The organism is Pirellulales bacterium (assembly GCA_035533075.1).
In the GTDB taxonomy this organism is placed as follows: Bacteria; Planctomycetota; Planctomycetia; order Pirellulales; family JAICIG01; genus DASSFG01.
The window spans coordinates 1-25,785 of record DATLUO010000015.1 but is presented as its reverse complement, the minus strand read 5'-3'; the positions used below and the strand labels follow the sequence as shown (position 1 = coordinate 25,785).

The window sequence follows — 25,785 nt, the reverse complement described above, 5'->3', positions numbered from 1 at the left end:
CATGCACGAACTCACACTCACAATTCCTGACGATGCGGTCGCTGCTTTGGCGGAATCCCCGGAGCAAGCCGGTGCCGAGTTGCGAATGCTCGCGGCCGTTAAACTGTTCGAGCTGAAGAAACTGTCATCTGGGGCTGCGGCGCGACTGGCCGGCGTTTCACGGGTTCAGTTTCTTTCGCGACTGGGCGCCTACGGCGTCGCTACTTTTCAGCAGAGCGAGGAGGAACTACTGGGCGAAATAAGAAATGCCTGATGTCATTTCGAATACGACTCCGCTGCTCTATCTGCACCAGCTTGGCTGTCTCGATTTCCTTCCGCAGTTATATCAGCAGGTGTTCGTGCCGCAGGCGGTCGTCGACGAGCTGCGCCAGGGCGAATTGAAAGGATTTGACGTTCCTTCACTGAACGCGCTGGCATGGGTCGGCGTGGAAGCCGTTGCCCCGCTCGATTTGCTGCGGGTTACGGGAGGATTGGATTTCGGGGAACGCGAGACCATCGCACTTGCGCTTGCCAAGACCGATCCCTTGCTGGTTCTCGACGATGCCGCGGCGCGAGCCTACGCGCAGACTCTGGGGATACGTCTTACCGGCACGCTGGGCGTCCTCGTGCAAGCAAAGCAATCTGGACTGATTACCGCCATTCGTCCCTGCCTGGATCAACTGGACAAGTTGGGATTCTACCTCGGCGCGCATGTTCGCGCGACGATACTCAGCCGTGCCGGAGAAAGCCCATGATCCGATGTAGGAACCGACGAGTGGGCCAACCGGCGGTCGTAGGCCGCCAATTCATCGTCATAGCGCTGTTCGGCGTGCGCGATTCTCGCACGAGCAAGAAAGATCCGGGCATTTTGCGGGTCAAGTCGGGCTGCCTCACCGATGTCGGCCTGGGCCTTGTCGAGAACTTGTTTGAGGAGCCATGCACGCGACCGGCAGAGATGGGCAAATGCCGTTTCGGCGGTTGCGAGTTGTCGCTTGAAATAGTCAATCGCCTCGTCGTCGCGCACCACGTCGGCGGCCCGTAACCAGCCGTATCTGACGGAAAACCAATCACCCTCGACCCGCTGCACGTAGAGCCAAATGCCGGCGGGCAATACGGCGGCGACGGGTGCCTGTGCATCGGGCAGCTTTCGCAATACGATGTCAGGCGGCTTGGTGAGCAACGCCCGACCGCGCCACTCGGCCGGAACTTCCGCATCAACCGTTGCCTGGTCGTTCGATACCGGCTCGGCGGCCCAGGCCCAAGCAACCGAAAGCCAGGCAACCGCGACGAACGAGCCAACGAGACGTTTTCTCATGTCAATTGCCTCCTTGCGGAATAGGTCCGTCCGCAGTGTACGCGCGGCCGGCAAACATTGACAAGATCAACGAGCGGGGGTAGCGTCCCAAAGTTCGCTTCGCAGCAGAGCAGATCGGCTAACTTTGCTGACTAGATTTCGATCAAATGGCTATTCAAGCAGCCTGAGCGTGATGCGGCGGACGTCCATCACCGATTTGCCGGGAATCTCCAACGCCCGCAAGGTAAGCGGCGCCGTGCCTTTTTCCAAGTGAATCTCGCCCAGCCGCAAGGGGCGGAACTCTTTCATCTGGGATTCGCCGTGCGTGCGAGGCAGCGTGTCCTGGTTCGTGTTCAGCGGCGGGTCCCAGGCCGGAACGACTTTGCCCGTCAGCCGGCTGCCGCCAAAACTCAGCTCGACCAGCGAACCGGCGTCCGCCTCCGCACAAGTGTAGTCGATGACGGCTTCATAGCGGCCCGTGGTGTGGACGTCGATCAGCCAGACCATGCTGTCGTCTTTCGCGGTCCAATGCACGAAATACGAGCAGTTCGGAGCACCACTGCTGCGCCGCACGCCGCCGCGCGGTTCGCCGTCGCGGGCCGGCAGCATTGCGATGGGAAACTCGCGGTAGCCGACCGGAAAGGGACGCGGATCGACGGCGCTGGCGGCAGCCGCCTTCGACGGTGCTTTGCCCCGCGGACCGGCCGCCGCTTGCCCCGCGCCGCCGAACATTTCCTGCCGCCAGGCTGCCACCGCTGCCGCCAACCGCGAGGCAGTTTCCGGCTCGCGATCGTCGATCGCCGTTATCTGGCCGGGATCGGCGAGCATGTCGAACAGCCGTCCCTGGTGGTCGAGCCGGTGCCGCCCGGTCCGCACGCTGGTCCGTCCGCCCCAAGTGGAGAAGATCATGCGTTCGGGCCAATCGGTCTCTTGCTTCAAGAGCAGCGGGCTGAGATCGCGGCCATCGAGCGGTTTGTCGCCCACGCGCGGCACGCCGGCCAGCGAGGTCAGGGTTGGCAGCAGATCGATCGCGCCGGCAATCTGCCTGACGGTGTGGCCGGCGGGCAGACGCTCGGGCCAGCGAAGATAGCAGACGCTGCGCACGCCCCCCTCGTCGGTGTCGCCCTTCTTGCCCTTCATGCCGCCGGTCCAGCGCATCGCGTTCGGGCCGTTGTCGGAGAAGTACACCACGATCGTGTTTTGCCGCAGTTTTAGGTCGTCGAGCTTCGACAGCACGCGGCCGACGTTGCGGTCTTGGTTCTCGATCATGGCCAGGGCGCAGCGGGTTTCGTCGAGCGATTCCTTGTTGGCGTCGGTGGCCCGCTGGGCAATCGGCTTGTCCTTGAACCGCAGCCAGTCTTTTTCGGGGGCCGCCCAAGGCGTGTGCGGCGTGGTGAAGGGAACGTAGCAGAAGAACGGCCGGTCCTGGTGCTGTTCGATGAATCGCAGTGCCCGGTCGGTGCAGACATCGACGATGTAACCCTGGGTGCGGACCATGCGGCCGTTATCTTCCAGCGGCGCGTTGAAATACTCGCCCCAATGGCCCGCGGTATAACCGAAGTAATCATCGAAGCCGCGCGCCCGCGGGTGATAGGGCCACTGGCTGCCGTTGTGCCACTTGCCGAACGCCCCGGTGGCATAACCGGCCGCCTGGAACGCCTCGGCCACGGTCTTCTCGCTCAGATCGAGCCGTTCCTGGCCGGTCGAGACGCCCCGCACGCCGCCGCGCGGATAATACCGGCCGGTGAGAAACTCGGCCCGCGTCGGCGAACACAAGGGGCAAACGTAGAAGCGATCGAGCGACACTCCGTCGCGGGCCAGCGAGTCGATGTTCGGCGTCGCGACCTGGCGGTTGCCCGATTGGCTGTAGTCGCCCCAGCCGGCATCGTCGGCCAAAAAGATCACCACATTCGGGCGTGGCGAGGCGGCGCCAAGCAGAGCCGCGGCGAGCCAGACGCACAACGTGCAGGCGGCCCTGGCCATGACGATCGTACACGAGGTTGGAAGCAGCCGAAAGTTGTCAATCATGTTCGGTGAAATCACGATGCACTTGCAGTATAGTGGGCGATGAGGGACTCGAACCCCCGACATCCACGGTGTAAACGTGGCGCTCTAACCGACTGAGCTAATCGCCCGAAAGCACGGCCTCCGCTACTTGGAAACCCGCTTGACGGATCGTACCGGCGGCCGAGATGCCTTGTCAATCTTGCGATACTGCCGCAGATGCGTCATCCTGCTTGGTTTGCAGGCCACAGCCAAGACCAAATCACACAGGACCGAGCATGAAAACGTATCGCATCGCCGTCTATCCCGGCGACGGCATCGGGCCGGAAGTAACCGATGAGGCTTTGCGCGTGCTGGAAGCCGTGCAGCGGCGGCAACCTTCGTTCCAGCTCGATTTCACGCATTTGCCCTGGGGCTGCCAGTTTGCTCGGTCGACCGGCAAGGTGGTGCCCGACGACTTCTTGGAAGTGCTGCGGCCGTTCGATGCCATTCTGTTGGGCGCGGTCGGTTGGCCGGCCGAACTGCCCGACCATGTCACCTTGGCCCCGTTGGTGCAAATCCGTCAGCGGTTCGATCAATACGCCTGCGTGCGGCCGGCCCGGCTTTATCCGGGCGTGCCGTGCGTGCTGGCCGGCAAGCGACCCGGCGACATCGATCTGGTGGTGGTCCGCGAAAACTCGGAGGGGGAATATGTCAACGTCGGCGGACGCTTCCGTGTGGGCCAACACGATGAATCGGCGGTGCAGACGGCGGTACACACGCGTCGGGGAATCGAGCGCGTGCTGCGGTTCGGTTTCGACCTGGCACGCCGGCGGCGCCGGCGGCTGACGATGATTACCAAGTCGAACGCCCAGCGCTATGCCTATGTGTTGTGGGATGAAATCCTGGAACAGGTCCGTGGCGACTATTCCGACGTCGAGGCCGAAAAGCAGCATGCCGACGCCGCCGTGATGAACTTCGTCCGCTCGCCGGAACGCTTTGACGTGGTGGTGGCCTCGAACCTGTTCGGCGATATCCTGACTGACTTGGGCGGGCTGATTTCGGGCGGCCTGGGACTGGCGCCCAGTGCCAATCTGAACCCCGAGCGGACAGCTCCCTCGATGTTCGAACCGGTACACGGCTCGGCGCCCGACATCGCCGGCAAGGGGATTGCGGACCCGGTGGCGGCCGTGCTGAGCGCGGCCATGATGCTCGACTGGCTGGGCGAAGCGGAGGCGGGCGAGCTCGTGCGCCAAGCGGTCGAGCGGGTCTTGGCCTCCGCTCAAACCACGCCCGACCTGGGCGGCAAACTCTCGACCAGCGAGGTCGGCCGGCGCATCGCGGAGGGGATCGAAGCCGGGCTACCGCGGTAGTCGCCGGTCAAGTCTCTTGCCGGCGCGTCTTGCCACCGTCGCCGGACGTTGTAGACTAAGGACATCGCGGGCGTAGCTCAGTTGGCAGAGCGCTAGCTTCCCAAGCTGGATGTCGAGGGTTCAAGTCCCTTCGCCCGCTCATCATACAAGGCCATACCGACTTACCAGCGGAAGTTATACATCGCATACACCGCCTCCTGAGACGACGACTTGGTCGCGGTCGACGTGGCCTGTAGAAAGCCCTCGCCGAACAGTTGCGAGTAGACCACCATGAAGTCCGATGTGGCGGTGAGGTGGAGATTCATCACCAAATCGACCTCGTCGCCCACGTTCGTCCCCGCGGCGCCGCTCGGATCGCGCCGCACCGCCACGCCGCCGGCGTTGTACAGCGCGTCGCGAGGCTGGTTCAGCCAGAAATGGTGGTATTGCAGCCAGACGGTGGTCCACGGCACGGGATAGAGGCCCAGGTGCAAATTGAGGTCCTGGATGTTCTGCCGGCCCGCCGCGTCGGCCCAGCCCAGATAATAGTGGCCGAACGGAAAGAGCTGGTTGAAGGTCGTGTACTGGCCGGCGTTCGGGTTCGCACTGCCGCTGGCGAAGTCGTAGTACAGCCAGAGTGTCGGGTTCCACGCGCGCTTGGCCAAGTGATAACCGACGCCGGTCGTCGCCATGCCCGCCACAAGATCCTGGCTCCCGTGCCGACCGAGTTGCAGCGCGTACTCGAAATCCCACAGGTAATTGTTGCGGTCGCCCGCGTATCGCGTGCCCAGCGTGTTGAACCGCGTGGGGGCCACCGCGATGCCCTGCTGCACGACGGTGTTCGAGTTATTATAGTAGAGATAATAGAGATCGAGAAAATGGCCCTTCTTGGGACGATAGGTACACCAGGCGCCGGCAAGCTGTTGGTTGTGGTCCGTCGAGTCGAACTTGTTGGCGTTGGGAATGACGGGCTCGAGCCAGAAGAGGTCGACGTCGAATTTCTCCCCTTGTCGGAAGCCGCGCACGCCGTCGAAATTGCGCCGCATGTTCGCCCAAGGGAGCGGTGAGATCAGCCGTTGCGAACCGAGCAGCACTTCCTGCCGGCCTCCGCGGACGTAGACGGCATGCTTGGCGATCTCGCCCAATTTCACGTCGACGAACAGGTCGAGGATGTCGGCCCGGTCGATGTCGGTGGGCGCCGGCGGCAAGGTCCCACCGCCGCGGTCGGCATCGATGAACTCACCATACACTCGCAGTTGGTCGCGGTACCACAGGTCGCCGTAAGTGCGGATCCTGTTCAGGTCGTAGACGTTGGTGACGGGCGTCAGGTTGTTGAAGTCGTTGTAGCGGTTCATCTCCTCGCCGCCGGTCGAGAACAGGAAGTTCTTGCCAATGCGGATCCGCTTGAGCCGCTCGTACCACAGCTTGTCTTTATTGTCCTTTTCGTCGACATAGCGAAAATCGGCGTCGAAGAAGCCCGGTGCCATGATGGCAAACGCCGGATATGCCGATTGGGGAGGGGCCTCGCGGCGGCTGCCCCGCATCTGGTCCACCATGGAGTAGTAACCGGGACCGCTGGGCAGGATGAAGAAGTTGCCCGGCCGCGGAAAGATGCGCGCGTTGGAGTTCTTCGTCCAATCTGTCGATGCCGCTTCGCTCACCGGCTCTTCGCCCATCATCTGTTCCGGTTCGATGGGCACCGTCGGACCTTCGGTCATCGGTTCGCCCATCACGGGCTCGGCATCCGGGGCTTCTTCCACTTGCGAGACGGCCTGGCCCTTCGTCCCCCGCGGAGCGGCCTGACCACCCGGTACGCGCCCCGAAGCGGCCGGCACGCTGGTCGGCGGTTTTTTCGTCGGCAGGGGCTGCGCCTGAGCGGAGCTTTCGCACAAGCCCAAGGAACTGGTCAGCAGGCCCAGGAGCAGGATCCTAGACGGCATGATGGCAGTCCTTCGATAGCATTGCAGGGCGCTCTCGCGTTCCGTGGCGCGGCGTCACCGACGCGTACGTGTAGTAAACCCGCCAATCGCTAGAGCCATCCTATCTGCTATCGGTTGACGAGCACGGCCAATGCAGAGAAAAACCCACCGACCGCCGATGAGCGGGTGTGACGCCCACGCCAAGCTAACGTTTTGCCGTGAGAAGCGGTGGCTGGGGCAGAGCTTGGCCAGATTGCGGCTGACGCCCTTCAAGAGCGTGGCGGCCAAGCGATGCCCTCAGGATACAGTAGATTTCTGTCTCGGCTAACGTTTGGCAGTAGAAGTCGTGGGCAAGGGCGCATTCGTTCCGCGGGCGAAAGCGCCCGAAAGCGAGCGGCCTCCTCGGCGGCCACTTCGGCATCGCCGGGGGAATTTGATTGGCAAGTCCATCGTTCTCCGTTACGCATCTCCCCGGACGACTCTATTCTAATCTACTCTAAACCAGTTCTGCCGCGCCGTCGAATCGCCAGTGCGTCCGGGCTAAAGCGCGGCGTCTCGTCCGAGATCGTCAAACGCCGCGGCGGGCAGAACATCCACCACCGCCTGGCCGCTGACATCGCTGCCGTCCGAAGTGCTGGCTGGCAGCGCTGCAGCGAGCACGTCGGGAGCGGATGCGGCGAATGAATCGCCCCCCTCGGCCGCGAGCGCGGCCAGTGCCGCATCGCTGGCGGCGGCGGAGACAGCGGCAGGCGCGGCACCAGCAACCAAAGGCGCGTTCTGACTGGCGTCGATGGAGACCTGAGCGTTCCCGGATGCGTTCAATTCGACCACGACTACCCGCGCGCTAAGGCCGCTCGCGCTGCTGCCCGTGACGTGCAGCATGGCGCCGCCAGAGACGGCTAAGTCGCCGCCGGCCGCATAGATTCCCCCGGTAACCACGAGCGATGCGTTGCCACCAAGCGACAGCGGGGCGTTCGATGAACGGTCCTGGAAAATCGCGAGTCCGTTGTATTGGCTCAGTCCGGAAAGTTGCACGAGCGCCTGCCCGCCGATCACGATGCCATCGGCGTTTGCCGCTTGCGGGGCGTTATAAATCAGCACTCCTTGACCGTAGACCCGCGCACCTCCGCTGACGGAAAAACCGCCGCCCTGTAGATAGTAGACACCCGGCGCGAGCGTGACCTGCGCCTGGCCAGAGACATGAATGCCGCCCACGTAGGTTCCCTGCGGAAGAGTGATCGTCGTACTGCCTCCGATGTTTGCCGCGGCCATGTTCGTGCCCGGCGCCGGCGCCGCCAGCGAGACGAATGGGTCGCTCAGGAAGGGGTCTTGTACGGTCGTCAGGCCCGTTGCCAAAAGGCCCTGAATCGCCGCGTTGCCATGCACGTCGCGGCCGGGCGTGCCCTCCACATCGAGCTCGTTCGCCGAAATCGCCGCATTGCCCAAGGCGACGACCGCCGCGGCGTTGTTCGACAATACTTCGGCGGCGCCGCCCCCAGCGAGCCGCACGCTGGCGTTTCCCGCGGCGTTCAAGGTTGCCTTGTCTGTGGCGTCGAGCAATACCAAGGCGACGTTCTGCACGACCGTGGCGGCGCCCGTCACCGTCGCATTCGGAGCGCTGTCATGCGCGATCGTCACCCGCACTGGATACGTGCCTTTAGCCGCATAGAGGTGGCTTCCCAGCACGCTGAACAGGCCGCCGCTGCCGACGACCGTCGCTCCCACGTCGGCGGTCGTGCCGTCGCCCCAATCGACGGTCGCCTGATAGTCGGCCAGCGGCTCCGCTCCGCCCGGGTCGGTGAACGTGGCCAGCACGATCGGTCCGGTGGACGAGCCAACCGCGGCGGCGGCAGCCTGCGCGGTCGCAACTACCTCCGGATCCGAGGCGGCGGCCGTGCTGCTGGCTGTCGCCTGGCTGCCGCCGGTATCGTTGATTGTCACGGCGACGGGGTGGTTGCCTTCTTCGGCATAGGCGTGCGTGCCCTGCACGTCGAAGCCGCCGGCGCCGTTGGGCGCCACGCTGCCCGAACTGCTGCTGCCGTCGCCCCAGTCGATCGTGGCGGAAAAACTGGACAACTGCGGATAAGGATTCGCGTCGGTGAACGAGGCGACGGTTCCGCTGAACGTCGCACCCTCGACGGCGCCAAACGTCAAACCCGACGGCGTGAGCAAGGCGTCGTCCACGGTCACGGGCAAGGCATTCGACGTGTAGGCGCCGTCCTCGTCGGTGGCCGTGGCCAAGATGGCCACCGCGCTGGGCGGGGCCGCGTAAATGTGAGTCACCGAGGCCGGATTACCTGAGAAGTTTTGCGTCGTGCCGTCGCCCCAGTCGATGGCCCAACTTGTAATCGTGTCGCCACCCGGTTCGCTTGCGGAGAGTCCGAGCGTGTAGGTATCGCCTTCGGTGATCTCACCCGGCCCGGCGATCGACAGCGTCGGCGGCACCGCCTGAACGATCAGCGTGCTGGGAATTTGGATGCTGTTCGTGCCGTCGGTCACTTCGAGCGTGATCGGGTAGCGTCCTTCGTTGTCGATGCCCAACGCGGCGAGCTGTGTCCAGGTGAGCGTGGGCGAAACCCCTGTGGCATCGCCGAAATTGCCGTCGTCGTTCAAAGCCCATGAGAAGCTCAAGGGCGGTGTCGTGCCCGTCGGCTCGTTCGCCGACAGCGTCAGATTCGTTCCTTCCAGGACCGTATCGCCGCCGGCAGCGGGGCCGAGCAACTGCTGGAAAGCGGCCAGGGTGGCGGCGTCGGCATGGGCCGCCAAGAGCGTGGGGTACAGCAAGATCAGGTCGGTGCTGTCGATTTGCCCGTCGCCGTTGAGATCGGCGGCCGGATTGAACTGCGTGTTGTGGCTTTCCAGCACCCGGCCAAATAACTCGACGTCGTTGGCGTCGATCTTGCCGTCGAAGTCGAGGTCGCCGAGGCCGGAGCCGTAAATCGTCGAGGTAAACAAGCCGGGGAACCGCTGGATACTGGCGCTGCCGTCGACCTGGTAAGAAACGACCGTGGCCACGTGGTTTCCACTGGTCAGGCCGGTCATTTCCATGGTCCACAGGTCGCGGTCGATCTGCGTGGCCTGATTGGCACTGCCTACCATGCTGAGGATCTGCGAGTCGGTCAGGCCGGCCGGCAGGTCGAAGAAGACGTGAACGTTGTTGGCGAGCATGTCGGTCGATCGGACCGTCAGCACCTCGTCCTCGTTGTCGCCCGGTGTCACATCGGTAAGGCTGACGACCTTCGACACGGTAGGCGAGCGGTCGACATAGATCGTCACCTTGAAGTCGGTGAAGATGGGCGGCTCGCCAGGGTCGCGGTGGCGGAAAGCGCGCACGTCGATGTAGTGGTAGCCGTTCGACAGCTTCGAAGTGTCGATGGTCTGGAGATACTCGCCATCGCCGTCGGCGCTGAAATAACCGGGATTGTGAAGCGTGGTGAACTGCTGGAAGCCATAGGCCGCGTCGCCGGGCGTAGTGTCGACAAAACCGCTGCCCGTGGCGTCTACGCCGCCGTCGATCTTGTAGAGTGCGTTGTCGCCGTTGGCATCCTGATCGTGAAATTGCGGGTTGGCCAGCAGGTTGACGTTGTTGGTGTCGAGTTGGATCTGGAAGGTGTTGCCGGTGACGACGTCGATCGGCGAGAGCCGGGCGCTGCCGTTGGTGTCGGTCGTCGGCGTGTCGCCGGGAATGACGTGATCGAGGCCATTTATGGTCAGATTGCCTTGAGGCGACGCGGGGGCGTAAATCACATAACCGTCACCGGTGAAGTTGCCGTCGTCCTGGTTGCGCGGCACGTTCAAGTTGACGTTGCCGTACTGGTCGACCTGCAAGAGCGGACGAACATTGCCATCCTCGTTGGTGCTCGGATTTCCGGCGTTGCCGGTCAGCTCGACCAGATAGGTGCCGGGGGCGAAGTCGGTGTGGACCGTTCGGTTGTCGTAGCCGCTGTCAAGCCGGTTGTTGAGGCCGACGAGCATCGAGTCATCACGTTCGTAGACGAGCACGTTGTTGTCGATGTAGCGCTGGTCGTAGTTGCCGTCGGGGTGAGTGTCACGGATGTTGACTAGGCTGGTGATGGTGTCGCCGTAGAGTCCGCCCAGCGCGTCGCCGCGGCCGTCCGCCGGAAAGGAGCGGTTGTTGCCGAACTCGTGCCCGTTGTCGTAGACGATGGTGTTGCCCGGCCGCGTGAGGGTGTAGGCGTAGGCCACGTTGTCGAGATAAGGCGGGCCGTTGTCGGCGCTGCTGACGAAGGAGACGCCTTCGGAGCCGTTGTTGGCCAGGCCGTCGTCTTGCGAGTCTTGGCTGGCGTTGACGACGTTGTACCAGTTGTTCTGGTAGCCGTTGCTGGTGAGGTTGCTTTGCAGGGCGAAAAAGAGGGGAAAATCGAGCACGTCGCGGTTGCCGCCCACCGTGCTCGGGTCATTGGGGTTGATGTCTTTGTTGACGTACTGTTGCAGCAAACTCTTGTCGCCGTCGTAGACCTCGCTGAAGCCGAAGATCGGTTCCTGGCTGCCGTTCAAAAGCGTGCGGTCCGACGAACGGTAGACGGCCTGATCGTAATAGTTGAGCACCCAAGACGGCATGTTCTTCGCCGCGTCGAGGCGAAAACCGTCCACGCCGATGGTCTGCACCATCCACTGCGCATAGCGCATCAAATAGCCCAGGGCGTTCTCTGCCACCGGCGTGCCGTCGAGCGGCTGGGCGTTGTTGAACGGGTAAATCTTCAGGTTGTACTCGCCGGTGGCCGGGTCGTTCACCGTGATCGGCGGCAGGTTCTGGTCGGGATAGAAGCGGGCGTTGTTCGGATCGGGCACATTGGCCAGGCGGCCGTTGAGCGGCGTCGTGCCGGCCGGCAGGTTCATCGGGTTCGGACCGACCGGGTTGCGGATGAACTGGTAGTTCTTCTCTTGGGCGATGTCGATCAGGCCCGACAGCCGCATGCCCGTGGTGCTGGTGTCGTAGGCGCTGTGGAAATCGCCGTCGATGTCGTTGTAGCCGGCGTCGTTGTTGGAGGGATTGAGCGTGAGCGCGAAGCCAGGGTAGCCGCCCGACGCCGCAAAGCCGGGCGTGCCCAGGTTCTCGAAGCCGTCGTGGTTCCAGACGAGGTCGCTGTAGTAGCTGGCGCCCGTCTGGTGGATGGCGGCGACCATCGCCTTCAGGCCGGTCTCGGTGCCGTACAGCGTGGGGTCGCCGGGGCTGCCGAGGTCGAAGCGGTTGTAGACATCGTAGCCGACCGACTGGTTGCCCGAGTCGGCCCGTCCGGGCGGCGGCGTGAGCACGGCGCCGTAACCGGCTGCGAAGATATCGGGCACTCGTTGTTCGATCGTGTTATAGCTCCCCTCGAACCATTGCAGAATGGGCGGGGCCGAAACATCGAGAACCAACCGTATTTCCAAAACTTCTCGAATGAGCCGACGTGGGCGGCGGGCGGCCTTGCGGGCCGGACGGCGGCGAGTGCCGAATGGGGTGCGATTCACAGCAAAGTTTCCGCGGATGGGGCGATGGGGCCAGAAGGGATGGGACGATTGTGACGCGGATTATAATTAAGCGCGGAGCGCCACGCAACTTCTTGCCCCGATTACAAGCCGTCACCCGGTTTTGGCGGCCTAGGAACGCTGCGCCACGTTCGTGACGCGGTCCGCGTGAAGTAGAGCCGCACGCAGACATGACGCCGCGGCGGCATTACAATTGGGCGGTACTGCGCGACATATCAGCAGCAGTCGAGGGCCGGCGAAGATTGAAATTGGCAGAGTCACTTCGGCTTTCCGAAAAAAACCGCGCCGCGCAGATCACGGGCACGCGGGCTGCGTTGCGGCGGGTGCCAATGCTCTCTCGGCAAACTGACGGGTTCTATGATGCGTCTTGTTTTTTTCCTTGTCGTATTGTCTCCCTCGCTGGTCGAGGCCCAGATGCGCGGCCGGGCGGCACCCGTTTCGCTGCCCCAGTCGCCGGCGGCGTCGGTTGGCGAACAGGTCATTACCAGGTACGCCAAACCGTTGAAGGTCGCCAACAAGGTCGTCGATGATGGGACGGCCTTTCGTGTCTACCAAGTCGGACAGGTGAAGGGCGACTGGCTGTGGTTGGAGTCGGGCCGGGTCCGTGGATGGGTCGAGGCCGGCAATGTGGTGCCGTATAGCCAGGCCGTCGACCACTTCACGCGGCAAATCGCCGTGGCTCACAAAGCGGCGTCGGCCTACACCTGCCGCGGAATCGTGCGGCATGCGAAAGGCGAATACGACGACGCCATCGCCGACTACAGCGAAGCCCTGCGGCTCGACCCAAAGCTGGCCTTGGCCTACTACAATCGCGGGCTCGCCTGGCAAAAGAAGCAGGACCTCGACAGGGCCATTGCCGACTACAACGAAGCCATCCGGGTCGCCCCAAGGTACGCCTTGGCCTACCGCATGCGCGGCACCGCCCAGCACGCCAAGCAGGACTTCGACCAAGCCATTGCCGACTACGACGCAGCCCTGCGGCTCGACCCCAAGCACGCCTTGGCCTATCACAACCGCGGCCTCGCCTGGCGGGCCAAGCGGGACTTCGACCAGGCCATTGCCGATTGCACGAGGGCCTGTGAGCTGGCCGGCTGGAGCGATTGGCGCTTCATTCACACGCTGGCCGCCGCTTGCGCCGCGGCGGGCGATTTCGACGCCGCCGTCAAACACGGCGAACTTGCGTTGTCGATGGCGCCGGCCGAGCACAAGCAGCGGTCTGTAACCGCCATCGAAGCCTACAAGGCGCGCCGGCCGCACCGGGAGCAGGCTGTCGATTAGGCGGACGGATTCTATGGCAAGCGGGCCGAGGCAACAAGTCAGCTACCGAGCAACGTCGGACACGGTGGAAATTTCGGCCAGCAGCCGGTGAGTCACGGCCACGTCGATCAGTTCGGCCAACGACGATACACCGACCTTGCGCATGATGACGGCCCGGCGCATTTCCACCGCCCGTTCGGAGATGAACAGCCTGGCCGCCATGACTTTGTTCGATTCGCCCGCCAGGATGAACTGCAACGTTTCGCGATCGCGGCCGTTCAGTCGCGCGATCCGGGCGTCGATCGCGTCGAAGTTCGCCTGCCGCCGGCGCCAGTCGGCGTCGAGCGCCAACGCCCGTTCGATGCGCTCCAGCAGCGTCTGACGGTCGAACGGCTTTTCCAAAAACTCGATGGCCCCGGTCTTCATGGCCGCCACCGCGGTCGTCACGTCGGCGTGGGCGGTGATGAAGATCACGGGCAGCCGCTTTTCTTCACGGACCAACTGCTCGTACAGCTCCACTCCGCTTTTGCCCGGCAACCGCACGTCGAGCACCAGGCAGCCGGGCCATTGGCGCAGATAGGTCCGATGAAACGCCCCCGCCGTGGCAAAACCGCGCGCGGGATACCCCATCGTCTCGATCAGCATGACGAGCGATTCGCGCATTTGCTGATCGTCGTCAACCACAAAGACTGTGGGCGGTGGCGCGGTTTGGGGTGTCATGGTTTGGAGCAAGTGGCAAACAGAAGCTGACGATCGCGCCGCCGGCCGGGCGATTGCCCGCCCAGATGCGCCCCTGATGTTGTTCGACAATCGTTTGGCTGATCGACAGCCCCATTCCCAGGCCGTCGTCCTTGGTGGAGAAGAACGGCGCGAACGGGTCGTCGCGGCCCTCGTCCGGAAAACCGGGGCCCGAATCCGCCACATCGACCTGCGCGCCGCCCGCGGCCACCGACGTGCGAATGCCGACGATTTTGCGGCCGTCGACGTCGCGCATGGCTTGCAGGGCGTTCTGAACCAGATTCACCAGCACTTGCTGAATCTGAATCGGATCGGCGACGACCAATGCCTCGCCGCACAAATTGAGAGTCAGCTCGACGTCGCTGCGCCGCAACTCGGGGTCGCACAATTCGGCGACTTCTCTCACGAGACCGTTTAAGTCGACTCGCGACGCCTGGTCGGCGCCGCGCCGCACGAAATTGCGCATCCGCCGCACGATTTCGCCCGCCCGCAACGCCGATCGCTTCACCTCGCTGATGGCGCGGCGCGAAGCGTGGTTGTCGTGCAGTTCCTCTTCAAGGAGCAGTTCGCAGACACCGGCATAGTTGGCGATGGCGCCGAGCGGTTGGTTCAACTCGTGGGCCAACCCCGTGGCGAGCTGTCCCAGCGCCGTAATCCGCGTGGCATGCGCCAGGTTCGAGGAAAGCCGCCGCACGCGCGTTTCAACGTGCTGGCGATGTCGCATCTCCCACTCCAGGGCCGTGTTGGCCTGGCTCAGCTCCGACGTTCGTTCAGCGACACGCAGTTCCAGCTCGTCGCGTGCGCGGCGCAGCAACTCTGCCAGCGCCCGATGGCGGTCGTCGCTCGCCGCAAGCATTCGCAACTGTTGCCGAATGAGCGTCGTCGCCGGCCGCAGGACGAAGGCATACAGACTGGCCAGGAGCAGGATGGCCATCACCACCGCCGCGAGGGCGCACAGACGAAGCCACGCCACCTGTTGCTGGGCCTCCGCCTCGAGCATGGCGACCACGCGCTCCATGCCCGACAAGTAGTCGGCTTCATGGTCGAGAACCGCACGTACCAGCGCCATACGGTCGGACGGCGAGTCGGCATTCGCGATGCGCTCGACCGGTGGCTGGGGCAGAGCCTGGCCTGTGAACGGCTCAGTCTGCGCCTGGACGATGCGGCCAGGCGATGTCCCGGTTTGAGGCGCCGGGGCATCGCTTAGGCTCTGCCCCAGCCACTGCGACGGTTCATGCACTGCGGCCAGTTGGCTGGCCGCCGCTCGCATGGCGGCAAAGTCCGGCTCCAAGTCTCGTAACGCCGCGGCAATCTGCGGAGTGGTTATGGGCGAGATTCCTCGTCGAGCGTCGCCGTCGCGCAAGACGCGATGCGCCGTCGACCACTGCTCGACGGTCTTCGACAACTCACGGCGACGGGCTGCCGCCGATGATTCACCGACGCCGAACTCAATCGCGAGTGATTGTTTCGCCAGTTTCTGGCTCAGCATCCGCTGACGCCCGGCCAGGTTGATGACGGGCGCATAGCCATTCAGCCGCACCAACAGCGGTTGAATGACAGCCTGGTCGGCCAGCAACAACGACGCCACCGCCACGAAGACCACCGCGTAGCGAAACCTGAGCGGGCGAACAAGTCGTTCGGCGAAATCAGACCTGTCGGTGTCGGCGGTGTTTATTGAATCGTCGAGGAGTAGCCCACCTGCCATTATGGCCTTCGGATCTCGCCAGTAGACCATGTGATTGACTGCTGAATCTCGACGCTTATGAAAACGGCGTTCCAAACGGTTTGTCACGGCCCGGCCTGCACCCGCCGACGTGTGCTAAGTTATTTGTCCACAGTACGATACGTCTGCGGAATTTTTCATCAGCAGGGCAACGCGAGACGGCACGCTGCGCCTGTCGTGCCACATACTTAAGCGATACTGCTTAGATGACTGGCACGTGGCGGCGCGGAAGTTAGTTGCAGACACCCCGGCGCGCGATCCTGGCAGCCGCGGACCGCGTGCAGATCGGTGGCTAATCCCAGGTCAAGCTCGTGCTCCGGTGGAAGTTCGAGGTACACCTCGCCACCCTCCACTTTCACGGGAAACACGCGGATCGAGTAATCTTCGCCGCTCAGACATTCGCCGGTTTCGAGCGCGAAGGTCTTCTTGTGCAACGGACAGGCGACCTTGGGCACCCCTGCCTGATCGCCGATGATGCCGCGCGACAACACGAAGGCCCGCTTGTGGGGGCACATGTTCTGCGTAGCGTACCACTCGCCGCGACTGGCGAATTGGAAAACGGCAAGCTGGCACTTGCCGTACTTCACCGCGGCGCCGCCCTCGAGGGGAAAATCCTCGACCCGGCCGACATTCACCCAGCTTGTGGCCGGCCCGTAGCAGACTTCGTGAGAAGTCCGGCCGTCGCCGCGGTTTACGTCCGGAACTCTCACGAGTTCTGCTACGCCGGGCTGACGCACACCGTGCCCGTTCAGTTTGACCTGCTCCAGCGGAACAAAATCAAAATTCTTCGGCCAATCGGCGGGTCGTTGCTGGCCTCGCTCGGTCACCAGCTCGATGCCCGGCTCCGTCTCGTCCGTGTTGACAAACTGTTTGAACCACCGGCGGCGCTCGGGGTCGTTGACCACTTCGGCCCACTCGCAACGGTACGAATCGACGAGGAACTGGATCTGCCGCTCCAGTTCGTCGCAAATGCCCAACTTGTCGTCAACGATCACCGCGCGCAGATGGTCGATGCCGCCGTCCATCTTTTCCAGCCAGACGCTGGTCCGCGTCAGCCGGTCGGCGGTGTGGATGTAGTACATCAGGAAGCGGTCGATGTATTTGATGGCCGTGTCTTCGTCGAGGTCGGCGGCCAGCAACTCGGCGTGGCGGGGTTTGGCGCCGCCATTGCCGCAGACGTAAAGGTTGTACCCTTGTTCCGTGGCGATCAGGCCGAAATCTTTGCCCTGGGCCTCGGCGCATTCACGCACGCAGCCCGATACCGCGGCCTTGATCTTGTGCGGCGCGCGGATGCCGCGATAACGCTCTTCCACGCGAATGGCAAAGCCGACCGAGTCTTGCACTCCGTAGCGACACCAGGTGCTCCCCACGCAACTCTTCACGGTCCGCAGCGCCTTGCCGTAAGCGTGACCGCTCTCGAACCCCGCCTCGACCAGTTCTTCCCAGATATCGGGCAACTGGTGCAGCTTGGCGCCGAACAGGTCGACGCGCTGCCCTCCGGTGATCTTCGAGTACAAGCCGAATTTGCGGGCCACTTGTCCCAGGACGATCAGTTTTTCGGGCGTGATCTCTCCGCCCGGAACGCGCGGGACGACGCTGTACGAGCCGTCGCGCTGCACGTTGGCCAGAAAGCGATCGTTGGTGTCTTGCAGCGTTTGGTGCGGCGGCGCCAGGACGTTTTCGTTCCACAAGCTGGCCAGAATCGAGGCCACGGCCGGCTTGCAGATTTCGCAGCCATGCCCCTGGCCATGACCGGCGATCATCTCTGCGAAAGTTTTGATGCCGCGGATTTTGACGATCTCGAACAGCTCCTGCCGCGTGTAGGCAAAGTGCTCGCAAAGACGTTTGCTCACGGCCTTGCCCGCGGCCGTCAGCTCGGCGGCCAACAGGTCGCTGACCAAAGGCAGGCAACCGCCGCAGCCGGTGCCGGCCTTGGTGCATCCCTTGACCGCGCCCAGGTCAGTAAGCCCTTGCTCGCGAATGGCGCGGCAGATCTGTGCTTTGCTGACGTTGTTGCACGAACAGACCTGGCAGGCGTCGTCGAGACCGGCGCCGGCCGCCGCATCCTTCTTGCCGAGAATCAATTCGCCCGGCGGAACGGGCAGCGGCTGGCCGCTCTTGGTGAGGGCCAGCAAGCGGCCGTAGTCGGCGGCGTCGCCCACCAGTATGCCTCCCACAAGCCGTGTACCGTCGTGGCTGAAGAGGAGTTTTTTGTAAACGCCGCCAAAGGGATCTTCGTAGACCAGCCCGCGGGCCTCTTCGGGCGGGGCTTCATGACGTCCGAAGCTGGCTACGTCGACGCCCATCAGTTTGAGCTTGGTCGACAGGTCGGCGCCGGTGAACGCCCGCTCGTCGCCGCAGAAGTTGGCGGCCGCGATCTCGGCCATTTCATAACCCGGGGCGACCAGACCGTAGACCATGCCTCGGTGAGAGGCCACTTCGCCGATCGCCAGCACCTGCGGATCGCTCGTTTGCAGAGCGTCGTCAACGACGACGCCTCCCCGCTCGCCCACCGTGAGGCCGCAGTCGCGCGCCAACTCGTCGCGAGGCCGGATACCCGCCGAGACGACGATCATGCCCACGTCGAGCCGCGCATCGTCGTTGAATATGAGCCCTTCGACGCCGCCGTGGCCGAGCACTTCTTTGGTGCTCTTGTTCAAATGAACGCGGACCCCCAGCCGTTCGATCTTTTCCACCAGCAGCTTCGAGCCACTCTCGTCGATTTGCCTCGGCATGAGCCGCGGCGCGAACTCGACGACGTGTGTTTCCAGTCCCAGATCGTAGCTGGCCTTGGCCGCCTCCAGTCCCAACAGCCCGCCGCCGATGACGGCTGCCCGACTGACCTTTTCGCCATAGGCGATGATCCGCTCCAGGTCGTCGATCGTGCGGTAGACAAAGACGCCCGGTTGCTTGATGCCGGGCACTTGCGGCACGAAGGGATACGAGCCGGTGGCAAGAACGACGAAGTCGTAAGGGATTTCGCGGCCACGATCGCTGAAGACCCGCCGATGCTTGCGGTCGATCTTGTTGGCCCGGTCGCCGATGTTGAGATCGATATCGTGCTCGCGATACCAGTCGAGCCGTGCGAGCATCAGCTTCTCGGCATCGCGATGAGCGAAAAACGAGGTCAGCCCGACGCGGTCGTAGGCCGCGCGCGGCTCCTCGCAAAACGTGACGATCTTGTATTGATGGAGCTTGTCGAATTCAACCAGCTTCTCGCAGAACCGGTGACCGACCATGCCGTTGCCGATGACAACGACGGTCTTCGTGTTGGATCGAATCATTGGATCACCTTCAAGCAAGCGGCTGGACGCGGGTTCGTAGGGTGGGACAAGCGAGCTTGCGAGCGCCGGCCCACCATTTTTCGGCAATCGTGGTGGGCCGGCGCTCGCAAGCTCGGTTGTCCCACCCTACATACGTGGCCCCGGCAGTTTGCCGAGGCCACATTCGCAGCCGCCACATAGCAGCCCGCGTGCCCGCGATCTGCGGGGTGCGGCTTTCTTCGGAAAGCCGAAGCACATCTGCCGATTCCCATGTTCGCCGGCGCCAGCGTCTGCCTTACGACTAGGCGACACTGCGCGTTCTTTCGGCAGCACGCTAGGACGGGCGGCATCGCAAACGACTGAATCGCTTCGGCTTTCCGAAAAAACAGCGTCCCGCGCCCCGCCGGTACGCGGCCTGCTTACCGCGACCTTGCAACCGCTCGTGTTGTCGTTCCTGTTTGCCACCAGCTTTAGCTGGTGGTTGGCGACCACAATCAATCGGAAACTGAACCGGCTTTAGCCGGGCTTCTCGATCATCGCTGGTCTGAATGATGGCTAAAGCCACGACCGAGAAGCCCGGCTAAAGCCGGCCGAGAGAAGATAAACCCACTATCGGAACCACCAGCTAAAGCTGATGGCAAACACGCTTAACGTGTCAACATCCGCAGTCATTCGCGAATCGAAGCCGCCAGCGATTCATCGCGTCTCGCCGCCGCGCGATGCATCGGCGCTAGTGGCATCGCTCTTGGCCGAGCAGCACGACCTGTCGGCCGTCGAACGGTTCTCGCAAAGGCACGCGACGTCCGATGAACCGAGTCAGGCGAAATACTATCGCTCCCTGCTGCCCGCCTCGCCCCCCGGACCCGGACAACAATATGCCTTTGAGGTCGATCTCGATCGCTGTTCCGGGTGCAAATCGTGCGTGACGGCCTGCCATACGCTGAACGGGCTCGACGAGCACGAAACGTGGCGCGAGGTGGGCCTGTTGCACGGAGGCACGCCCGAACTGCCGATTCTGCAACACGCCACCACGGCTTGCCACCACTGTCTGGATCCGGCCTGCATGACCGCCTGCCCCGTGCGGGCCTACGAGAAGCACCCTGAGACGGGCATCGTCAAACACCTCGACGACCAGTGCATCGGCTGCCAGTACTGCGTGTTTGCGTGTCCCTACGACGTGCCGAAATACAACCCGCGGCGCGGCATCGTCCGAAAGTGCGACATGTGCAGCGAGCGGCTGGCGGTCGGCGAGGCGCCGGCTTGCGTGCAAGCCTGCCCGCACGAGGCGATCCGCATTACCGTCGCCGGGCAACAAGACGTCATCGCCAATTGCGAAACGAATTCGTTTTTACCTGGCGCGCCCGAGCCCACCATCACCTTTCCCACGACGAATTACAAAACCGCCCGCGCGCTGCCTCGCAACCTTCTGCCCGCCGATTATTACTCGGTCAAACGAGAACACGCGCACTGGCCCTTGATTGTGATGTTGGTGCTCACGCAGCTTTCGGTGGGCGCCTTTCTGGTCGAGCTGGCCATGCGACGGGTGCCCGGCAGCGGAGTGTTGGCTGCCCTCCGCCCGATACACTCCACCAGCGCTTTGCTGTTCGGGCTGCTGGCCTTGGCCGCGAGTGTGTTGCACTTGGGCCGGCCGCGGTACGCCTTTCGCGCCATTCTGGGATTGCGCACAAGTTGGCTTAGCCGCGAGATTCTGGCCTTTGGACTGTTCGCTGCCGCGGCCGTCGTCTATGCCGCGTCGACGTGGTGGTCGAATGCGAGTGTGGCCAGCGCCGGCGACACGCTGCTCGCGTTCGCGGTCGTGGGTCTCGGTTTAGCGGGCGTGTTCTGCTCGGTCATGGTTTACGCTGTCACGCGTCGCGCGTTTTGGAACGCTGCCGCCACGAGTGCCAAGTTTTTGCTGACCATGTCAACCCTGGGCGCCGCCACCGCCCTGTCGACGTCTTACATCAACGCCGCTAGCATCGAGGCGATTCGCGGGGGCGCGCTGATGGCGGACTACGGCCGGCAGGTGTGCGTGGTGCTGACCGCGTCGATGGCGGTCAAACTCCTGGTGGAGGCTTCGATCTTCCGGCATGTGCGTCAGAAGCAGGCTTCGCCGTTGCGGCGCTCGGCCCTCTTGATGCTGGGAGAACTCGCCGCCGTCACAAAATCGCGGTTCATTTGCGGTTTTGTAGGCGGCATCGCACTACCGGGCCTGTTGCTCCAGATCGGCGCACCGCCCTCGGGCCAGCCCGGCGACCTTTTTACGGGTCTCGTGGCGAGTACCCTGTTCGTTGCCTGCTTGGCCGGTGAATTGCTCGAACGGTATCTGTTCTTTGCCGCCGTCGCCCAACCCAAGATGCCGGGAGGAGTCGGCGGATGATGCAACCGCTGTCGAAACTGCTGCTTCAGCGAGACGGCGATCTCACTCGCCAAATGCTGCTGGCGCCCGGCGGCTTCGGCCTGGGCCGAGTCCCGGCGCGGAGCGCGCCCGACGCCACCACGACCACGGTCTGCGGCTTTTGTTCGACCGGCTGTGGCCTGAACATCCACTTGCGCGGCGGCGAGGCGATCGGCCTCACGCCGGCGACCGACTATCCGGTGAATCGCGGCATGGCTTGCCCCAAGGGGTGGGAAAGCTTGAATGTGCTCGACAGTGGCGATCGGGCCGTTTCGCCGCTGTTGAAAAGCAGCCGCGGCAAACTGGAGCCGACCGATTGGCAAACGGCGATCGGCGCCTTCGTCGCTCACTTCAAAGCGATTCTCGGCGAGCATGGTCCTGAGTCGGTGGCGTTTCTCAGCACCGGCCAGATCACCACCGAGGAAATGGCGCTGTTGGGTGCTGTGGCCAAATTCGGCATGGGCCTCGTTCACGGCGACGGCAACACGCGACAGTGCATGGCCAGCGCTGTGGTGGCCTATAAGGAGTCGTTCGGTTTCGATGCCCCGCCTTACACCTACCAGGACCTTGAAGAATCCGACGTGCTGGTGTTTGTGGGCGCCAACGTCTGCATCGCCCACCCGATTATGTGGCAGCGCGTGATGCGCAATCCGCACCGCCCGGAAATCATCGTCGTCGATCCACGGCGGACGGAAACGGCGATGCGGGCCACTCAGCACCTGGCGTTAAAGCCCAAGAGTGATTTGGAGTTGTTCTACGGACTGGCGCACATCCTGATTGCCGAAGGCTGGATCGATCGCCCCTATATCGACGCGCACACAGTCGGCTTCGACGCCTTCGCCGCTCATGTGGCCGACTATCCGCCGGAGCGAGTGGCCGCGGCGACGGGACTCAGCGTTGAGTCGATTCACCAGGTTGCCCGTGCCATCCATGAAGGCAAACGTGTCTCGTTCTGGTGGACGATGGGAGTGAACCAAAGCCACCAGGGAGTGCGGACCGCTCAAAGCCTGATCAATCTGGCCCTGTTGACCGGCAATCTCGGCCGTCCGGGCACGGGGGCCAACTCCATCACCGGCCAGTGCAATGCCATGGGGTCGCGGCTGTTCAGCAACACGACCAACCTGCTGGGCGGCCACGATTTCACCAATGCCGAACACCGCGAGAAGGTGGCCCGGCTGCTCGGCATCGACGCCGCCCGGATTCCGCAGCGGAACAGTTGGGCCTATCACGAAATCATCGAGGGAATCCTCTCGGGCAAAATCAAAGGGCTGTGGGTCATCGCCACCAATCCGGCCCACTCGTGGATCAATCAGAGCCAGTTGCTCGACGTGCTGGGGCGTCTGGAGTTTCTGGTGGTTCAAGATATGTACCACAGCACGGAAACCGCTCAGTTGGCCGACCTCTTCTTGCCGGCCGCCGGCTGGGGAGAAAAGAAAGGCACGTTCATCAACTCGGAGCGCCGCATCGGGCTGACGAAAAAGGTTGCCCGAGCGCCAGGTCTGGCGCTGGCCGATTTCAGCATCTTCCACCTGATTGGGCAAGCTTGGGGATGCGGCGCGATGTTCGAGCGATGGACGTCGCCCGAAGAGGTGTTTCAGATTCTCAAAGAGCTTTCGCGAGGCCAGCCGTGCGACTTTACGGGTATCGACGGCTACGAAATGCTCGATGAACGTGGGGGTGTGCAGTGGCCGTATTCGCAGCACCCAGGGTGGGACCAGCGAGCTTGCGAGCGCCGGCCCACCGAAGGCAACGCGCCAAGAAGCGGAAGCGAGCGCCGGTTGTTTACCGACGGCCGGTTCTACCACGCCGACGGCCGCGCGCGGTTCATTTTCGAGTCGCCGCGGCCCTTGCGCGAGCCGACCAATCAGCGTTACCCGCTGACCCTGCTCACGGGCCGCGGCAGCGTCGCACAGTGGCACACGCAGACCCGCACCAGCAAGTCGGCGGTGCTGCGCAAGCTCTATCCGAACGACGTTTACCTCGAGATCCATCCCGCCGACGCCAGGTCGTACGGCATTCAGCCGAGCGAGTGGGTCTACGTCGAATCGCAGCGGGGCCGGATCGAAGCGCGCGCTTTCGTGACCCGTTGCGTGCCGGCAGGCCAGGTCTTCATTCCGATGCACTACGCGACAGTCAACCAACTGACCCACGCGGTGTTCGACCCCTACTCGAAGCAGCCCGCCTACAAGGCCTGTGCCGTGCGGGTAAGGAAGAGGGGAGTAGTGGTTAGTGGTTAGTGATTAGTGGTTAGTGATTAGTTGAGGGGAGTCGCTGAAGCGGAAAGGAAATATCGCGGCGCGGCCGTCTGCCCACTAACCACTAACCACTAACCACTAACCACTAACCACTAACCACTAACCATGCACCTTCGTGAATTCCGCCGGGCCGGCCATTGGCCGACGCTGCTGGCCGCTTTCCTCTACTTCGATGTCAGCTTCATGGTCTGGGTGCTCATCGGCGCGCTGGCCAATTCGATCGTGCCCGACTTTCGCCTCTCGGCCGCCGAGCGCGGATTGCTGGTCGCCGTGCCGATCCTTGGCGGCGCTCTCTTGCGGCTGGTGCTGGGATACATGACCGACCGCATCGGGGCCCGGCGGACGGCGCTGGCGGGCATGACCTTGACCGTCATTCCGCTGTTGCTCGCCTGGTTGGCGGCGAACAGCTTTGGCGCGCTGCTCATCGTCGGACTGATGCTGGGCGTGGCTGGAGCAAGTTTCGCCGCCGCACTGCCCTTGGCCAGCCGCTGGTATCCGCCGCAATATCAGGGCCTGGCGATGGGCATCGCCGGCGCCGGCAATAGCGGCACGGCCTTGGCCACGTTTTTCGGCCCGCGGCTGGCGGAAGCGATCGGCTGGCACGCGGTGTTTGGTCTGGCCATCGTGCCGCTCGTCGCGGTGCTGGCCTTTTTCGTGTTGGCCGCCAAAGACAGTCCCACGCAGCCGCCGCCGCAGACGTTGACGGATTATGCGGCAGTCGCGCGCCAGCCCGACCTGTGGTGGTTCTGCCTTTTTTACGCCGTGACGTTCGGCGGCTTTGTGGGACTGGCGAGCTTCCTGAACATTTTCTTTCACGATCAATATGGTCTGTCGAAAGCGGCCGCCGGCGGCTTCGCCACGCTGTGCGTGGTGGCCGGTTCGTTTTTGCGGCCCGCCGGAGGTTATCTGGCCGACCGCATCGGCGGTGTCCACCTGCTGACGCTCCTCTATCTCGGCGTGGGCACGCTGTTGCTGGGATTGGCCACGTCGCCGCCGCTGGCGGGCGGCACGCTGCTGATGTTCGCCGTCATGGGAATGCTGGGCATGGGCAACGGCGCGGTGTTTCAGCTTGTGCCGCAACGTTTCTGCAAACAGATCGGCACCGTCACCGGCCTGGTCGGCGCGGCGGGCGGCCTGGGCGGCTTTCTGCTGCCCACGTTGTTGGGCAGTGTAAAGCAACAGACGGGCCAGTTTGCCGGCGGCTTCTTTCTCTTCTCGTTGACCGCCTTTGCCACCGCGATTGCGTTGGTTTGCGTCAGCCGCGCGTGGGAAGGCCTCTTCATCGGCAAGGGCGGCCTGGCAGCATCGCGCGTCAACTCACCTACTTTGTCCGTCGTCGATTGAGGACTACAATCATCGTATGATCCTGCTGATCGACAACTACGACTCCTTCACCTACAACCTCGTGCAGCGGCTGGGCGAGATCGATGCGGGCCTGGATCTGGAGGTGCATCGCAACGATCAGATCACGCTCGACGAGATTGCCCGGCGACGGCCGTCGCACATCATCATTTCGCCGGGCCCCTGCACGCCGCGCGAGGCGGGCGTCTCGTGCGACGTGATCACCCGCTTCGCCCCGCAGGTCCCCATTCTCGGCGTCTGCCTCGGTCATCAGTCGATCGGCCATGCCTTCGGGGCACAAATCGTGCGGGCCAAGCGGCTGATGCACGGCAAGACCGACCTGATCGAGCATGACGGCCGCGGGTTGTTCGCCGGCCTGGAGAATCCGTTCCAGGCGACGCGCTATCACAGCCTGGTGATTCAGCCCGGCACGCTCAGCGACGACTTCGATGTCTCGGCCTGGTGCGACGCCCCCGACGGCAGCCGTGAGATCATGGGCGTCCGCCACCGGCGTTATCCGCTGGAAGGCGTGCAGTTTCACCCCGAAAGCTTTTTGACCCACTGCGGCAGCGACATCCTGCGGAATTTTTTGGTGCCGCTTGCGGTTCAATAGTTTCGAGTTGCCTGTGCTTGCTCGCTGGTCCCACCCTGGCATGTGCAACATCGTCAAGAATCGACGAACTTGCCGGTAAGACCGCATTCAGTTTTTGTTCCGATGGCGACTACCACGCCGCGGCGGACGGCTCCGTAAACACCACGCCGCGCAAGAGCGCCGTCTGCGACCGATGCG

General features: G+C 63.5%; 15 protein-coding genes and 2 tRNA genes. 9 read left to right on the top strand and 8 right to left on the bottom strand.

The window, feature by feature from the left end; genetic code table 11:
- Position 1: 1 nt before the first annotated feature.
- Together VNH11_01465 and VNH11_01460 are read left to right on the top strand one after the other, a co-directional pair.
- A complete protein-coding gene (locus tag VNH11_01465) occupies positions 2 to 253 on the top strand; it encodes a UPF0175 family protein (protein HVA45027.1) in 252 nt (83 codons plus the stop codon).
- Positions 246 to 734, top strand: coding sequence for a DUF3368 domain-containing protein (locus VNH11_01460; GenBank protein HVA45026.1), 489 nt, complete (start codon positions 246 to 248; stop codon positions 732 to 734). Before VNH11_01465 ends, VNH11_01460 begins: the two co-directional genes overlap by 8 nt.
- Here the strand turns inward: VNH11_01460 and VNH11_01455 are convergent.
- From VNH11_01455 to VNH11_01445, 3 genes are all read right to left on the bottom strand, one after another.
- Positions 677 to 1,294, bottom strand: coding sequence for a hypothetical protein (locus tag VNH11_01455; protein HVA45025.1), 618 nt, complete (start codon positions 1,292 to 1,294; stop codon positions 677 to 679). The genes VNH11_01460 and VNH11_01455 overlap by 58 nt on opposite strands.
- A 150-nt stretch (positions 1,295 to 1,444) precedes the next feature.
- The gene (locus VNH11_01450; GenBank protein HVA45024.1) at positions 1,445 to 3,301 is read right to left on the bottom strand and encodes an arylsulfatase; all 1,857 of its coding nucleotides are present in this window, start codon (positions 3,299 to 3,301) and stop codon (positions 1,445 to 1,447) included.
- A 33-nt stretch (positions 3,302 to 3,334) separates the two neighbouring features.
- Positions 3,335 to 3,408 (bottom strand) — tRNA-Val (locus VNH11_01445).
- Positions 3,409 to 3,555: 147 nt separating this feature from the next.
- Here VNH11_01445 and VNH11_01440 point away from each other — a divergent pair.
- Positions 3,556 to 4,629, top strand: a complete 1,074-nt coding sequence (locus VNH11_01440) for a tartrate dehydrogenase (GenBank protein ID HVA45023.1) — start codon at positions 3,556 to 3,558, stop codon at positions 4,627 to 4,629.
- Between the two features lie 66 nt (positions 4,630 to 4,695).
- Positions 4,696 to 4,768, top strand: a tRNA-Gly gene (locus VNH11_01435).
- A 22-nt stretch (positions 4,769 to 4,790) separates the two neighbouring features.
- Here VNH11_01435 and VNH11_01430 read toward each other — a convergent pair.
- Both VNH11_01430 and VNH11_01425 read right to left on the bottom strand, forming a co-directional pair.
- Positions 4,791 to 6,548: an alginate export family protein gene (locus VNH11_01430; GenBank protein ID HVA45022.1), complete on the bottom strand. Its 1,758-nt coding sequence runs from the start codon at positions 6,546 to 6,548 to the stop codon at positions 4,791 to 4,793.
- 519 nt (positions 6,549 to 7,067) lie between these two features.
- Positions 7,068 to 12,002: a PKD domain-containing protein gene (locus VNH11_01425; protein ID HVA45021.1), complete on the bottom strand. Its 4,935-nt coding sequence runs from the start codon at positions 12,000 to 12,002 to the stop codon at positions 7,068 to 7,070.
- A gap of 375 nt (positions 12,003 to 12,377) precedes the next feature.
- Here VNH11_01425 and VNH11_01420 point away from each other — a divergent pair, with 375 nt between their 5' ends.
- Positions 12,378 to 13,298, top strand: coding sequence for a tetratricopeptide repeat protein (locus VNH11_01420; protein HVA45020.1), 921 nt, complete (start codon positions 12,378 to 12,380; stop codon positions 13,296 to 13,298).
- 42 nt (positions 13,299 to 13,340) lie between these two features.
- On the opposite strand, the gene VNH11_01415 is transcribed toward VNH11_01420, so the two are convergent.
- The 3 genes from VNH11_01415 to nirB form a co-directional block, all read right to left on the bottom strand.
- The gene (locus VNH11_01415; protein ID HVA45019.1) at positions 13,341 to 13,997 is read right to left on the bottom strand and encodes a response regulator; all 657 of its coding nucleotides are present in this window, start codon (positions 13,995 to 13,997) and stop codon (positions 13,341 to 13,343) included.
- Entirely contained in the window at positions 13,954 to 15,720 is a 1,767-nt protein-coding gene (locus VNH11_01410) for an ATP-binding protein (protein HVA45018.1), read from the bottom strand. Before VNH11_01410 ends, VNH11_01415 begins: the two co-directional genes overlap by 44 nt.
- Before the next feature lie 206 nt (positions 15,721 to 15,926).
- A complete protein-coding gene (gene nirB / locus VNH11_01405; GenBank protein ID HVA45017.1) occupies positions 15,927 to 19,022 on the bottom strand; it encodes a nitrite reductase large subunit NirB in 3,096 nt (1,031 codons plus the stop codon).
- Positions 19,023 to 19,635: 613 nt separating this feature from the next.
- Here nirB and VNH11_01400 point away from each other — a divergent pair.
- From VNH11_01400 to VNH11_01385, 4 genes are all read left to right on the top strand, one after another.
- Entirely contained in the window at positions 19,636 to 21,381 is a 1,746-nt protein-coding gene (locus VNH11_01400) for a DmsC/YnfH family molybdoenzyme membrane anchor subunit (GenBank protein ID HVA45016.1), read from the top strand.
- A complete protein-coding gene (locus tag VNH11_01395) occupies positions 21,378 to 23,636 on the top strand; it encodes a nitrate reductase (GenBank protein HVA45015.1) in 2,259 nt (752 codons plus the stop codon). The genes VNH11_01400 and VNH11_01395 overlap by 4 nt, the downstream gene beginning before the upstream one ends.
- A 123-nt stretch (positions 23,637 to 23,759) precedes the next feature.
- Positions 23,760 to 24,998 (top strand): nitrate/nitrite transporter, encoded by a 1,239-nt coding sequence (locus VNH11_01390; protein HVA45014.1) that lies wholly within the window; start codon positions 23,760 to 23,762, stop codon positions 24,996 to 24,998.
- A 16-nt stretch (positions 24,999 to 25,014) separates the two neighbouring features.
- Complete coding sequence (locus tag VNH11_01385; protein HVA45013.1) at positions 25,015 to 25,608, top strand: aminodeoxychorismate/anthranilate synthase component II; 594 nt, start codon at positions 25,015 to 25,017, stop codon at positions 25,606 to 25,608.
- Positions 25,609 to 25,785: the final 177 nt, after the last annotated feature.